General features: G+C 51.2%; 16 protein-coding genes. 1 reads left to right on the top strand and 15 read right to left on the bottom strand.

Going from position 1 to position 14,020, the window contains the following annotated elements; genetic code table 11:
- Nucleotide 1: 1 nt before the first annotated feature.
- On the bottom strand, nucleotides 2–259 hold the full coding sequence (gene bhsA / locus FEK50_RS17650) for a multiple stress resistance protein BhsA (protein ID WP_131162241.1): 258 nt from the start codon (nucleotides 257–259) through the stop codon (nucleotides 2–4).
- A gap of 240 nt (nucleotides 260–499) precedes the next feature.
- Between bhsA and comR the strand changes: the two genes are divergently transcribed.
- On the top strand, nucleotides 500–1,132 hold the full coding sequence (gene comR, locus FEK50_RS17645) for a TetR family copper-responsive transcriptional repressor ComR (protein WP_130205569.1): 633 nt from the start codon (nucleotides 500–502) through the stop codon (nucleotides 1,130–1,132).
- Nucleotides 1,133–1,193: 61 nt separating this feature from the next.
- On the opposite strand, the gene FEK50_RS17640 is transcribed toward comR, so the two are convergent.
- The 14 genes from FEK50_RS17640 to pabC form a co-directional block, all read right to left on the bottom strand.
- Nucleotides 1,194–1,733, bottom strand: a complete 540-nt coding sequence (locus tag FEK50_RS17640) for a glycine zipper 2TM domain-containing protein (protein WP_064528599.1) — start codon at nucleotides 1,731–1,733, stop codon at nucleotides 1,194–1,196.
- Between the two features lie 226 nt (nucleotides 1,734–1,959).
- On the bottom strand, nucleotides 1,960–3,264 hold the full coding sequence (ndh, locus tag FEK50_RS17635; protein ID WP_064528597.1) for an NADH-quinone dehydrogenase: 1,305 nt from the start codon (nucleotides 3,262–3,264) through the stop codon (nucleotides 1,960–1,962).
- A gap of 397 nt (nucleotides 3,265–3,661) precedes the next feature.
- Nucleotides 3,662–4,204 (bottom strand): alpha/beta hydrolase YcfP, encoded by a 543-nt coding sequence (ycfP, locus tag FEK50_RS17630; RefSeq protein ID WP_075331716.1) that lies wholly within the window; start codon nucleotides 4,202–4,204, stop codon nucleotides 3,662–3,664.
- Between the two features lie 22 nt (nucleotides 4,205–4,226).
- Nucleotides 4,227–5,252 (bottom strand): beta-N-acetylhexosaminidase, encoded by a 1,026-nt coding sequence (gene nagZ, locus FEK50_RS17625; protein WP_130205563.1) that lies wholly within the window; start codon nucleotides 5,250–5,252, stop codon nucleotides 4,227–4,229.
- 10 nt (nucleotides 5,253–5,262) lie between these two features.
- Nucleotides 5,263–6,087, bottom strand: coding sequence for a thiamine kinase (gene thiK / locus FEK50_RS17620; RefSeq protein ID WP_130205561.1), 825 nt, complete (start codon nucleotides 6,085–6,087; stop codon nucleotides 5,263–5,265).
- Nucleotides 6,068–6,709 (bottom strand): penicillin-binding protein activator LpoB, encoded by a 642-nt coding sequence (lpoB, locus tag FEK50_RS17615; RefSeq protein ID WP_130205559.1) that lies wholly within the window; start codon nucleotides 6,707–6,709, stop codon nucleotides 6,068–6,070. The genes thiK and lpoB overlap by 20 nt, the downstream gene beginning before the upstream one ends.
- A gap of 13 nt (nucleotides 6,710–6,722) precedes the next feature.
- Entirely contained in the window at nucleotides 6,723–7,100 is a 378-nt protein-coding gene (locus FEK50_RS17610; RefSeq protein WP_130205557.1) for a YcfL family protein, read from the bottom strand.
- A 2-nt stretch (nucleotides 7,101–7,102) separates the two neighbouring features.
- Complete coding sequence (gene hinT / locus FEK50_RS17605; RefSeq protein WP_054445830.1) at nucleotides 7,103–7,462, bottom strand: purine nucleoside phosphoramidase; 360 nt, start codon at nucleotides 7,460–7,462, stop codon at nucleotides 7,103–7,105.
- A gap of 498 nt (nucleotides 7,463–7,960) precedes the next feature.
- Complete coding sequence (ptsG, locus tag FEK50_RS17600) at nucleotides 7,961–9,394, bottom strand: PTS glucose transporter subunit IIBC (RefSeq protein ID WP_000475698.1); 1,434 nt, start codon at nucleotides 9,392–9,394, stop codon at nucleotides 7,961–7,963.
- 294 nt (nucleotides 9,395–9,688) lie between these two features.
- Nucleotides 9,689–10,486, bottom strand: coding sequence for a metal-dependent hydrolase (locus tag FEK50_RS17595; protein ID WP_130205555.1), 798 nt, complete (start codon nucleotides 10,484–10,486; stop codon nucleotides 9,689–9,691).
- A 10-nt stretch (nucleotides 10,487–10,496) separates the two neighbouring features.
- Nucleotides 10,497–11,501, bottom strand: coding sequence for a DNA polymerase III subunit delta' (holB, locus tag FEK50_RS17590; RefSeq protein WP_130259677.1), 1,005 nt, complete (start codon nucleotides 11,499–11,501; stop codon nucleotides 10,497–10,499).
- A complete protein-coding gene (tmk, locus tag FEK50_RS17585) occupies nucleotides 11,498–12,139 on the bottom strand; it encodes a dTMP kinase (protein WP_130205551.1) in 642 nt (213 codons plus the stop codon). The genes holB and tmk overlap by 4 nt, the downstream gene beginning before the upstream one ends.
- Complete coding sequence (gene yceG / locus FEK50_RS17580; RefSeq protein ID WP_131162242.1) at nucleotides 12,129–13,151, bottom strand: cell division protein YceG; 1,023 nt, start codon at nucleotides 13,149–13,151, stop codon at nucleotides 12,129–12,131. Before yceG ends, tmk begins: the two co-directional genes overlap by 11 nt.
- Nucleotides 13,152–13,153: 2 nt before the next feature.
- Nucleotides 13,154–13,963, bottom strand: a complete 810-nt coding sequence (gene pabC / locus FEK50_RS17575) for an aminodeoxychorismate lyase (protein ID WP_130205547.1) — start codon at nucleotides 13,961–13,963, stop codon at nucleotides 13,154–13,156.
- Nucleotides 13,964–14,020 lie beyond the last annotated feature (57 nt).

Genomic DNA, 14,020 nt, shown 5'->3' with positions numbered 1-14,020 from the left:
CTTATTTATAAATGACTGCCGTTCCGTGGAGGGTATTCGGACCGGTTACAAAAGTAATACGGAAAGATTTTGCGCCCATCTCATCCGCTTTTTGTGCCAGCTGTTCTTCCAGCGATCCCAGATTTGTCCCCGCGTTAGCACTAATTGTACCCACTTTTTGTTGGCCTTCTGGTGTTGCCTGAACTTCGACAGCAGCAAAGCTGGCAAATGACATGGAACTTAAAATCGCCGCAGCGATGAGGGTTTTTACGTTTTTCATAATAGTGGCCTTATGCAGGTGAATGGCGTCGCAAGAAATTACTTAACGATCGATAACTAAATGATAGATGTGATCTGGATCACATACAAGAAGTTTTTTATAACAATCATTAATTAAATTAAAAAACTTTAAATTTCAGTTAAATAGAGAGTTTTTATTTTTCTATTTTCTGGACTGGTGAAGGGAGGTGATTATTTTTATAATAACCATTCATTCACAGCCACCAGGTACAATGGCATCATGGCAACAGACTCAACACATTGTGTAAAAAAAAGCCGTGGCCGCCCAAAAGTGTTCGACAGGGACGCCGCGCTTGATAAGGCCATGAAATTGTTCTGGCAGCACGGTTATGAAGCGACTTCCCTTGCGGACCTCGTTGAAGCGACCGGAGCCAAAGCGCCAACGCTCTACGCGGAATTTACCAACAAAGAGGGGTTATTTCGCGCCGTACTCGACCGTTATATCGATCGCTTTGCCGCTAAGCATGAAGCGCAGTTGTTTTGTGAAGAAAAAAGCGTGGAGTCTGCACTGGCGGACTATTTCGCTGCCGTCGCCAGCTGCTTTACCAGCAAAGACACCCCCGCGGGTTGCTTTATGATTAACAACTGCACCACGCTTTCAGCGGATTCGGGCGATATTGCTCATACGGTGAAATCACGTCACGCAATGCAAGAACGCACCTTGCAGCAGTTTTTAAGTCAACGCCAGGCACGCGGGGAAATTCCCGCCCACTGTGACGTAACGCATCTTGCGGAATTTCTTAATTGTATTATTCAGGGGATGTCGATAAGCGCCCGTGAAGGCGCATCGCTGGAAAAACTGATGCTGATTGCCCGGACAACGCTGCGTTTATGGCCTGAACTGGTGAAGTAAGACGCAAAAAAAGCCCCTCAGCCTGAGCGAATGAGGGGCTAAATTGCAGAGTACAGCCTTGTTATACTTTGTTATTCAGAACCAGTTGCCCATTGTTATCTAATGGGATTTGCGTACCCGGATCGCTGTTCATCCGAATTTTGCCCTGCTGATCGCCAATCTTATAGGTCACATCATAACCGAGCATTTTTTCTGACTTGTCATACACCGTTTTACAACGCTGCTGCGTGGTAGTGTAAGTATCGCTTTCCTGGAGAGAGCCCTGGATCTGGTTACCGGCATATCCACCGCCCAGCGCCCCCACAACAGTGGCGACATCTTTACCGCGACCACCACCAAACTGATGCCCTATCACCCCGCCAGCGACGGCCCCGAGGACCGAACCAGCAATGCGGTTTTCATCCTGTACCGGTCGGCGATGGGTCACCGTGACATTGCGGCACTCCTGACGCGGTGTTTTAACCGTTTCCTTGATTGGGGTTGCAGAAACAACCTGAGCGTATTGCGGGCCACGTTCAAACACGTTCAGGCTGGCCACTGCCGCTACGCCAAGCGCAGCCGCTACACCAATCCCGATACCCGCCAACATTGATTTATTCACGGGAACACCTCCTTCTTTGCAGTTATGACAATCATGCAAGCGAAGGGGAAAAGCAGCTATCAGACAGAAGATGAAAAGCGTGGGAATGGCTGGAAATACTTAAGGATTCGGAGGAGTCTGAAGGAATGCCTGATGCGACGCTTAACGCGTCTTATCAGGCCTACCGCTCGTACCATTTGTCCAGGGCGGATGAGGCGTTTACGCCACATCCGCCAGTGTACGCCGATTAATGCAACTTCAAACGCGGACGGATAACGCGGTTGATACTGCCCACCAGCATCATTAATCCGGTTTTAAAGTAGCCATGCAGCGCAATCTGATGCATTCGGTATAGCGAGATGTACACAAAGCGCGCAATTCGTCCTTCAATCATCATTGAACCGCGCGTCAGGTTACCCATCAGGCTACCGACGGTGGAGAAGTTGGACAGCGATACCAACGAACCGTGATCCTTATACTGATAATTTTTCAGCGGTTTACCGTTCATCTGCGCCAGAATGTTGTTCATTGCGCAGGTCGCCATCTGATGTGCGGCCTGAGCACGCGGCGGTACAAAGCCCCCTTCCGGACGCGGGCATGACGCACAGTCACCAATAGCGTAAATGTCTGGATCGCGCGTGGTTTGCAGCGTCGGTTCCACCACCAGTTGATTGATACGGTTGGTTTCAAGACCACCAATATCTTTCAGGAAATCTGGTGCTTTTATCCCGGCAGCCCACACCATCAGATCGGCCTGAATATATTCACCATCTTTAGTGTGCAAACCGCCTTCATCGGCACTGGTAACCATAGTTTGCGTCAGCACGCGAACGCCCAGTTTCGTTAACTCATTGTGAGCCGCAGCAGAGATACGCGGCGGTAACGCTGGCAAAATTCGCTCTCCCGCTTCCACCAGAGTAACGTTCAGGGCTTCGTTGGTCAGCCCTTTGTAACCGTAACTGTGCAGTTGTTTCACGGCATTGTGCAATTCGGCAGAGAGCTCTACGCCGGTCGCGCCGCCGCCAACAATCGCAATATTCACTTTGCCATTGGCGCCCAGGTTAGCAGAAAACTTCAGGAACAGATTCAGCATCTCCTGATGGAAACGACGTGCCTGATGCGGGTTATCAAGGAAAATGCAGTTCTCTTTTACGCCCGGCGTGTTGAAATCGTTAGAGGTGCTACCCAGCGCCATCACCAGCGTGTCGTAAGCAATTTTCCGCTCTGGAACTAACAATTCACCTTTTTCGTCGCGCAGTTCAGCAATGGTGATTGTTTTCGCTTCACGATCGATATCAACCACAGACCCCAGCTGAAACTGGAAACCATGATTACGCGCATGGGCCAGATAGCTCAGCGCATCAACGCCTTCATCGAGCGATCCGGTCGCCACTTCGTGCAGCAACGGTTTCCACAGGTGGCTGTGGTTACGATCGACCAACGTAATTTTGGCTTTTTTCTTGCGCCCCAGCTTATCTCCAAGCTGTGTTGCCATTTCCAGCCCACCAGCACCGCCGCCGACAATCACAATTTTTTTCAATGGCGTAGTCAACGTGACCCCCTTAAATTTATTAACCAATTGTTAACTAATGGTTATTAACATAGCTCTTAATTAACAACAGGTTACAGCAATGAAAATGTTCTTCGCTATTGAGAATAACATGAATGGTGCATTGGTCATACCAAAATTGATGTTAATCAAGTTTTGTTGCTGAAAAGATAGGCGGTTTTACCTGTTGAGATCAAAAAACAGAGTTTATTGTTTATTATTCGAGCTAATTCAGGAGAGTGATGCGTATATGGAGGGCGTTTGGTAGGCCTGATAAGACGCGAACGGCGTCGCATCAGGCACATTGCCAGTGTCGGATGCGGCGTGAACGCCTTATCCGACCTACAGAATCCGGGGCCGCATCAGGTACCGGCCAGGTTACCTGATGCGACGATGCCAATTAACCGAGGGTTTTGAATGCTTTAATGCGCTGCAAATGCGGAGAGATATTTTTGAATTTGTGTGTCTGCTCTTCGTCCCAGACAATCTCGTAATAATGATGCAACTCTTCAGATGTCCGCTGACTGTTAAGCGCTTCATCGTGACGCGACAAAATCACCAGGCAACGATCGCGATTCTTCTCACGGAAGTTGGTCACACACTTGGTGGCAATATCGGCATACTCTTCCGGGCGATCAATCTTCCCTTCCATGTTCTCATAAGGGAACAAATTGGGATTGAAGATCACCTGGCGAATATCACAGAGAAAACCAATCCGCTCTGCCCAATAACCGCCCAGACCAACACCACAAATGAGCGGGCGCTCGTCGACGTTCAGTTGCAGCATTTTGTCCACTTCTTTGAGCAAATGCTGCATATCATGTTTCGGATGCCGCGTACTGTAGCTTATTAGCCGTACATCCGGGTCAATAAACTGCAATTGTAAGACTTTCTCGTGGTTACCCGGACTGTTAGAGTCAAAACCGTGCAAATAGATAATCATCGCTTCCTCACATAAGCCAGGGTTAATGACCTGCCTTCTCTTCCTGCCAGCGTTCATGCAACTGATTCAGACGGGCGCTGATCTCTTTCCAGCGAGCCGAGTCCATCAGTTCCTGTCGCGAAAATGAACCTTTATGATACAAACGTGTAACACGTTCTGCCTTGATCGGTGACAGATTATCTAACACGCTGACGGCCCCTTTACGATTATTGCAGACCAGGATCATATCGCAACCTGCATCCAGTGATGCCTGTCCACGCTCGGCATAACTGCCCATAATCGCGGCACCTTCCATCGATAAATCGTCAGAGAAAATCACGCCGTCAAACCCCAGCTCCTGACGTAAAACAGTTTTCAGCCAGTGGGGAGAACCGCTCGCCGGACGCGGATCAACATCGCTGTAGATCACATGCGCGGGCATAATGGCATCGAGTTTATTTTCGCAAATTAACGTACTGAAAACCGACATATCTTTGGCACGAATTTCCGCTTGCGGGCGGGGGTCGCACGGCGTCTCTTTGTGTGAATCTGCAGTTACGGCACCGTGACCAGGAAAATGTTTACCGGTGGTTTTCATTCCGGCTTCATGCATCCCATCAATAAACCGACTGGCGATTGCCAGGGCTTTTTCTGGGTCGGCATGATAAGAACGTTCACCAATCGCCGCGCTGATATGTCCTACGTCCAGCACTGGCGCAAAGCTGATATCAATATCCATAGCTATCATTTCGCTGGCCATCAGCCAACCTGCCTCTTGCGCCAGTTTGCCCCCCTCTTCCATTCCTAACAGCGCAGCGAATGATTGCGCTGCCGGTAAGCGGGTAAAACCGTCACGAAAACGCTGCACACGTCCACCTTCCTGATCCACCGCCACCACCAGGTGATTGCGTGAAGCTGCGCGGATCTGGCGTACCAGTTCGCGCAACTGTGCTGGATCATGATAGTTACGTGTAAAGAGAATCAGCCCTCCCACCAGCGGATGCGCTAGTATTTCGCGCTCTTCCGCGTCCAGTTCATAACCTTCAACATCCAACATTACTGGACCCACACTGCTCTCCTTATTGTTTTATTGATAGCTGCCGCCAGGTGTCATTGGCCAGCCTGATAAATTGTTGATCGCCGGTTTGTTGCCAGCGGTACTCAAACCACCCTGCTTTCAGCATCAGTAACCAGGGAAACCAGCGCCTGACCTGATGCCACAAATGCGCCGAATTAATATTCGCCCGCACGGCATAGTCATTAACTAATTGCCGGTGCTGCTCACTATTTTCCACCCACACCGCCGCCAGTTCCAGAGCGATATCGCCATCACCGGCATACTCCCAGTCGATGAGTTTTAGCCCTGACGAGGTATAGACTAAGTTCCCTGCATGAACATCCATATGCAACGGACTTAATCGTAACGGTTGTGGTTCGCGCGCTTTACGCAGACGTTTTAACAGTCGCAACCATCCCGCTGTTCGCCGCGCCGGATCGCTTCGCTGCCAGTACCGTTCCAGTAACGGCAGCAGGGTTATTCGCCAGCCAAAACGCGGTTGTTGATGCAGATAATACAGCAAGCCTGCCAGTTCGTCGGTATCCGGCAATTGCGTTTTTACCTCGCCGGGCAAATAGTCGACCGCCATCCAGCCACGGAGATAGAGACGTGGCTTCGGTGCAAGGTATGCCGGTAATCTTGATAACGCCCGGTACTGGCGCAGAAACACGGACTGCGGCGCATCAGGATCGTGAGTCTGACGCACAACAAAACGCTGATCCTGATGTTCAATGAGAAAACTCCCGCCGCTAAGTCCACTGTTAAACGTCGCGACGGGGTGATACTGCGGGAAATAGCGCGACAATAACTCGTCGCGCGTGATGGGATTATTGTTGCTGAACGGCACCTTTACCTGACCAGATAATTTCGCCCGTCTGCACCAGCATCAACTGCATTTGCAGGGTCGGAGCGTTAACGTTGCCAGAGGCGCTGGAGTACAGCACGTAATGAGCCCCCACGTTGCGAGCAATACCAATGGCTTTACTACGGGTGCCTAAGCTATCCTGCGGCGACAAACCTAACTGCTGCTTGGCCATCGAAAGCTGCTGGGCGGAAACGAGGGTAAATTTACCGTTATTAGCCAGTGCATTGCGCAGCGTTTCTGTCGCTTCCCCGGTATTCAAAGAACCATTGGTGCGGTTATTGACGCTATCAACCAGCAAGACGCTGCCTGCGGTCACGCCATCGGCCCCAAGCATCTTACCGACCATCGGCTGCATTGCGCCATTCCAGTCATAATGACGAATATGCGGCGCAGGCGGTGCGGTTTGGTCTTCGTGCTCAATTGGCCCTGGCTGCTCCGGGATCGTCGGCACTGATGGCACTGTGGGTACTGGCTGTTGCGGCTCAGCCGGTTGCTCCGGCGCAGGTTTTACCTCTTCTACCGGTGCGGGTTCACGTGGCCCCACACACCCGGCGAGAAACATCGCCAGCGCGGTGATTAAGGCGTAGCGACTCATTTTTGTCATCAAGATTCACCCCTTACAAATAAAGATAAAGTCTGACTTTGTGCGCTCCAAGAAAATTGGCGCTGCCGTACAGAGTCACCGCTGAACGTGCGGGAATGGTGACGCTGCGCGGCGTTTCCAGAGGGTGCATCTCAAGCCCCCTGGCGTCATACCAGTAAAAACGATAATGAACGGTAACGGGTTCTTGCCTTTCGTTATAAAGCGTCGAGGATGCTGAAGGCTGAATATCAGACGTTGAAAGAACGGGCTTTTCTGCGCTAATGCCCGCTGCCAGCAAAGATGACTCCATCACCAGTGACTGTTCATCATTCACCGGGATTTCCGGATGTGAACGACAACCGACCAGCAATAGCAACGCCAAAGACGCCAGTCCAAAGCATCCTTTTCTCATCGTTACAGGCCTTTATGCGCCAGCATTGGCCCCAACGGACGGCCACCCAGCAGGTGCATATGAATGTGATAGACCTCTTGTCCGCCATGACGGTTGGTGTTCATGATCAAACGATAGCCGTCTTCGGCAATACCCTCTTGCTCGGCGATTTTTGCCGCTACGGTGATCATACGCCCCAACGCCTGCTCATGCTCGGCAGACACGTCGTTCACGGTAGGGATAAGGATATTTGGAATGATCAGAATATGCGTTGGCGCTTGCGGCGAAATATCGCGAAACGCCGTTACCAGCTCATCCTGGTAGACGATATCGGAGGGGATCTCACGACGAATAATTTTGCTGAAAATAGTTTCTTCTGCCACGACATTTTCCTTTTTCAAATTGCCATGCGTTGCGCCATGCTACGCCGCGCTACACTGCGAGTATAGAGTATGGTCGAGTTAAACCTGCTCTTTCAACCTTAAGCCACGATTTATAAGCAAAAAATCGTTTTACTGCCGTATACATCGCCATTATTCCCATTTTTGCCTATGAATGGGCCGAAAACACCTTTTCTCTTTGGTTTAGATAATAACAGGGATATCGGCGACAAGGCCCTTCCTGCTACCACCAGCATTGCTTTGACAGTTTCCTTCCACTGCCGGGCAAAATTGCTATGCGCAAGTGGAACTGTTCGCCTGTTATCAGGCAACCCCAAACGTCTCATTGCTGGAAATAATCTGCTCGACAAAACCTACGATATCAACGTGAAAGGAACTATCGCCCCGGGCGCAACACGCAATTTAATGATGACCGGTCTGATTAGCGGCTGTAAAAAAGGCAGCCATTCGGCTGCCTCAGTCTCCCCAACGTCTTACGGATTAGTTGTTGCGGATGTACTCATCCATTTCGGTTTTCAGGTTATCGGATTTCGTACCGAAAATCGCCTGAACACCGGAACCAGCAACCACTACGCCCGCTGCGCCCAGTTTCTTCAGGCCAGCCTGATCCACTTTGGACACATCAGCGACGCTAACACGCAGACGGGTAATACATGCGTCAAGGTTAGTGATGTTTTCTTTACCACCAAATGCAGCAACCAGAGCCGGTGCCATTTCGCTGGTGCCGGTAGCTTTCGCATCTTCAGTTGCGTCTTCACGGCCCGGGGTTTTCAGATCCAGAGCTTTAATCAGCACGCGGAAGATGGTGTAGTAAACAATCGCATAACCGATACCGACAATCGGGAACAGCCACAGCTTGCTGCTGTTACCAGACAGGACGATGAAGTCGATCAGACCGTGCGAGAACGATGTACCATCGCGCATACCCAGCAGGATACAGATCGGGAATGCCAGACCTGCCAGAATCGCGTGGATGATGTACAGGATCGGCGCTACGAACATGAAGGAGAACTCGATTGGCTCGGTAATACCGGTCAGGAACGAGGTCAACGCCGCGGAGATCATGATACCGCCCACTTTAGCGCGGTTTTCTGGTTTAGCAGAGTGCCAGATAGCAATCGCGGCAGCCGGCAGACCGTACATTTTGAACAGGAAGCCGCCAGACAGTTTACCCGCAGTCGGGTCACCCGCCATATAACGCGGAATGTCACCGTGGAATACCTGACCTGCGGCGTTGGTGTATTCACCAATCTGCATCTGGAAAGGTACGTTCCAGATGTGGTGCAGACCAAACGGTACCAGGCAGCGTTCGATGAAGCCGTAGATACCAAACGCAACTACCGGGTTCTGGTAAGCAGCCCACTGGGAGAAGGTCTGAATGGCGGAACCAATTGGCGGCCAAATAAAGGACAGCACAACGCCAGTAAAGATGGCAGCCAGGCCAGAAATGATCGGCACAAAGCGTTTACCGGCAAAGAAGCCAAGATACTCAGGCAGCTTAATACGGTAGAAACGGTTAAACATGTACGCTGCGATCGCACCGGAGATGATCCCCCCGAGTACGCCCGTATCCGCCAGGTGTTTAGCGGCAATTTCTTCAGCAGGTAAATGCAGTACCAGCGGCGCAACCACGGCCATGGTTTTTACCATGATGCCGTAGGCAACAACTGCGGCCAGCGCGGATACGCCATCGTTATTGGTAAAGCCGAGGGCGACACCAATTGCAAAAATCAGTGGCATGTTTGCAAAAACGGAACCGCCCGCTTCTGCCATAACATGCGATACAACGGCGGGCAGCCAGCTGAAATTCGCGGAACCGACGCCAAGCAGAATACCTGCGATAGGCAGTACGGATACCGGCAGCATCAGCGATTTACCGACCTTTTGCAGGTTAGCAAATGCATTCTTAAACATAATTGAGAGTGCTCCTGAGTATGGGTGCTTTTAACGTTCTCACGCGTGGCAAGGGGGGGAGAACCTTGCCGTGTACAGGGCGTCTAAGCGCCCTTTATTTATTACACAGAGTAAAATAATTCATTATCGATTTGTTTGACGGCTATCACGTTTCAACTTCGGACCTTTAGCGAAGTTGCACATATTGACAAAATAAATGCCATAATGCATCAAACATGGTTATTCACCGCCCAATTTGCGGCGGTGAACTTTACTCGTTTTAGTAATTAATTACGAGCCTTAAAATAAATTCATTTAACGGATGGATTGAAGGCGGGAAGCGTCGATGTGAAACAGGCGGGCGAAGTTATCGGTGGTTACCTGCGCCAGCTCTTCAACGGCAACACCTTTCAACACAGCCATGTATTCAGCAACATCACGAACCATTGCAGGTTGATTCTCTTTTCCTCGATGCGGCACAGGTGCCAGATAAGGCGCGTCAGTTTCGACCAGTAACCGGTCGAGCGGCACATAACGCGCGGCATCACGTAGTTGTTCTGCATTACGGAAGGTCACAATGCCGGAGAAGGAGATGTAAAATCCAAGATCCAGTAATTTGCCTGCCGTTTCTCTGTCCTCTGTAAAACAGTGTAGTACGCCACCGCAATCCGTCACCTTTTCTTCGCGCAGAATTGCCAGCGTATCGGCGCGGGCGTCACGCGTATGGACGATAACCGGCTTGTTCAGTTCACGACCAATCTGGATATGGTGGATGAAAGACTCTTGCTGACGCACTTTAGTTTCCGGCGTGTAATAATAATCCAGCCCGGTTTCCCCGAGAGCAACAACGCCCTCTTCCGCCGCCAGGCGGCGCAAATCTTCCACATCATAGGGATCGTTCTGGTTGAGCGGATGCACGCCGCAAGAAAATACGACATTGTCTCGTTCGCCTACCAGATCCCGCATATGCAGATAACCCGGTAATGTCGTGGCGACCGCCAGACAAAATTTCACATCGCGCGCAGCGGCTTTCGCCAGAACGTCATCCACGTCCTTATGCAAAGATTCATAATCCAGACCATCGAGATGGCAGTGTGAGTCGACTAAAAACATGATGTCTCTCTTAAAGATGAGGAACCGGTAGCACAACGCCCGGTTGCAGGTAATGCTCAATACGCAGTAAAAGATCGGTGATGAGAAGCTCGCGGTTTACGCCAGTGACAGAAATTAACTGCTCACGGGTGTGACAAACATCCCCCAGTATAGCCTGCAGGCGCGCGGGAGAAAGCTGGTTTGCCAGCGCAGCAACAACGCCCGGCACATCAACATTGGTAACCTGCGAAGCGCCATACTTGCGCTTGAGCGCGTCCATCATCAGGGTTGCCAGCCAGTGCAGACGCGCCGGAGCTTGTTCATGATTAAGTGTCGGCAACAGGGAATACCAGTCGCCAGATTGCACACTGTGAGCCAACGCCTGGCAAAGTGTTTCGCGGGCCTGCCAGGTATCTCCCTGAAACAACGCCAACGCCGCGCCTGGCGAACCGGCGCTTAAGCGCAGTGCGGCAAGTAACGCGTCCTGTGACATTGTCACTTCACGTGAAAGCCAGGTCACGGCGTACTGTTCTGGCGGTGGTGCGAGGTAATGTAGCCGACAACGACTACGTAATGTCGCCAGTAAACGTTCAAGCTCCCGGGTAGCAAGGAAAAACCAGGTTTCTGCCGGCGGCTCTTCCAGTGTTTTTAGCAAAGCGTTCGCCGCAGCGTCGGTCAGCAAGGCGGCATCGGTAATCCAGACAACCTTAGCACCACCTAAACGCGCGTGCTCATTCAGTTTTTCGGTGACTTCACGCACCGCATCAATGCCCAGCGCGTTCTTCCCTTTTTCGGGAGCAAGGGTGTAATAGTCGGGATGCGTTCCCGCCTGCATCAACTGACATCCACGACAGTGGCCGCAGCTTTTATGCCCCTCTGGTTGTTGGCACAAGAGATAACGGCTTAAAGCGTAGATTAAGGCATCATCGCCCATGCCTGGTAACGCCTGAATGAGTAGCGCATGGTGACCCCTTCCGGCCTGATAGCTGGCTACCAGTTTCTCGAAATCGGGTCTTAACCACGGATACCATCTCATGCGTTATGTTCCTTAACCCAGTGAGTCACGGTGGTGCGAATCGCCTCCATCACTGATTCCAGTGGCTGAGTGGCATCAATGGTGTAAATGCTTTTATCCTGTGCCGCCAGTTCAAGATAGCGCGCGCGAGTACGATTAAAGAAATCGAATGACTCTTGCTCAATGCGATCCAGTTCGCCACGCGCACGGGCGCGTTTTAGCCCCACTTCTGGGGTCACATCAAGATAAAGCGTCAAGTCAGGGCGAAAATCCCCCAGAACAGCATCACGCAGCGTTGCCAGCATATGCTGGTCAATCCCACGACCGCCGCCCTGATACGCCTGAGTGGAAAGATCGTGCCGATCGCCAATCACCCAGGTGCCTTTCGCCAGCGCCGGTTTGATGACAGTTTCCACCAGCTGAACGCGCGCGGCATAAAACATCAGTACTTCGGCTTTATCGGTAATGACTTCATCGCCTACCGATTTGATATCCAGCACCAGGCTTCTTAATTTTTCCGCCAGCTGCGTACCGCCGGGTTCTCGAGTAAAAACCATGTCGCGGATCCCCAGTTGCTCAAGCGTCTCAACCACCACGTTTCGCGCGGTGGTTTTGCCTGCGCCTTCCAGCCCTTCAATGACGATATACTTACTGCGCATTTTTTTCCTTAAGCACTTTCAGGTAATCCTGCACAGACTTGTTATGACTGGCAAGATTGGTATTAAACGTGTGACCGCCTTTACCATCGGCCACAAAATAGAGATACGGCGTTTTCGCCGGATGCGCAGCAGCCTTCAGCGAATCCGCCCCCGGCGTAGCAATCGCGCCTGGCGGCAGACCAGTAATGGTGTAGGTGTTATACGCTGTCGGCGTTTCCAGATCTGCACGAGAAAGTTTGCCATTATAACTCTCTCCCATCCCGTAAATCACCGTCGGGTCGGTTTGCAGGCGCATGCCGATACGTAAACGGTTGATAAATACTGAGGCAACCTGATCGCGCTCACTGGCAACGGCGGTTTCTTTTTCGATTATCGACGCCATCGTTACCAACTGGTTTTTATCTTTATACGGCAGACCATCCGCTCGCTCATCCCAGGCGCTATCGACCGCTTTCACCATTTTCTTGTGCGCTCGTTTGAGTAACGCGACATCAGTGGTATTAGCGGTATACATCCAGGTGTCTGGCCAAAACCAGCCTTCAATCCACTCTGGATTTTCAAGTTCCAGGGCCTGCGCCACGGTAGCGTATTTATCGTCGCTTAACGTGTGCGTGATATAGGGTGCCTCACGCAATTGTTTGAGGTAGTCGCTCAGACGCATCCCTTCTACCAGGCGTAGCGGAAACTGCGCTTCTTTCCCGCTTTTCAGCAATTGCAGCATTTCGCGCACGGTCATCTGCGGCGTAAAGCGATAAGTCCCGGCTTTGAAATGGGAAAGGTCCGGCTCAATACGCAGCAACCACTGAAAGACGCGGGGGCGATTGATGATTTTATCGGCATACAATTGTTCACCGAGAGCCATTCTTCCGGTTCCAGGTTTCAGGGTGAATATCGTCTCTTCTTTAATAAGTAATTTGCTGTCGGCAAGATGGTGAACCTTCCAGACGCCCACACCAGCGGCGATACCCAGTACCATCAGCAATAACAGGATAATCAAAAACACTTTTTTCATGACTAATTCGGGTGCTCACAAAGTGGGGCTAAATATTCATATAGCGTTGTTGACGAAAAGAAGACATCATCACAGGCACGCACAGGTATAACTGGCATCAGCGCATTACAAACCATCACTTCATCTGCCTGCATCACGTCTTCCAACGAGGCTTGCACTTCGGCAATCTGATAGGAGGATTGTGCCAGTAAACGGATACAGAATTGTCGCATAATACCGTTAACTCCAGCCTGATCCAGACGCGGCGTGTAGACCACGTTGCCTTTACGCCAGAACAAATTAGCTGCACAGCATTCCGTAACCCACCCTTCACTGTCAAGAACCAGCGCCTCGTCGGCGTTTGTCTGCTCAAGATGAGAGCGAATCAACACTTGCTCAAGACGATTAAGATGTTTAATTCCCGCAAGATGAGGATTGCGTCCCAGGCGTACCGGGCTTAGTGCCAGCAGCATTCCCTCTTTGCGTAAGCGGTCGTAATGCGTTGGGTAAGCCATAACTGAGAGCATGCGCGTTGCCGGTCCGCTGTTTAACGTACTGTAACCTCGCCCACCACTGCCACGACTGATCACCACTTTCAGCACGCCATTTTGCTGCTCTGCCGCCAGAGTCGCCATCTCGTGCTCAAGCTGCGTCCAGAAGTCACAAACGATCATTAATCGCTGACAGGCTTCCTGTAGTCGCGTCATGTGCGCGGATAATAAGCTGACTTTACCGTCGATAATTCTGGCTGTCGTGAAACAGCCATCGCCAAACTGTATGGCCCGATCGTTTGCTGCCAGCGAATCCTGTTTATGACCGTTAATTAAGAACATACCGGCTCCTTATAATAGGATTGTAAGTGTGGCAGCATGTTCACTGCGGAACAAGTC

This window comes from Escherichia sp. E2586, from assembly GCF_005781105.1.
Taxonomy (GTDB): Bacteria; Pseudomonadota; Gammaproteobacteria; order Enterobacterales; family Enterobacteriaceae; genus Escherichia.
Note: the sequence above shows the minus strand (reverse complement) of the source record. Positions and strands in the feature narration are given on the sequence as shown.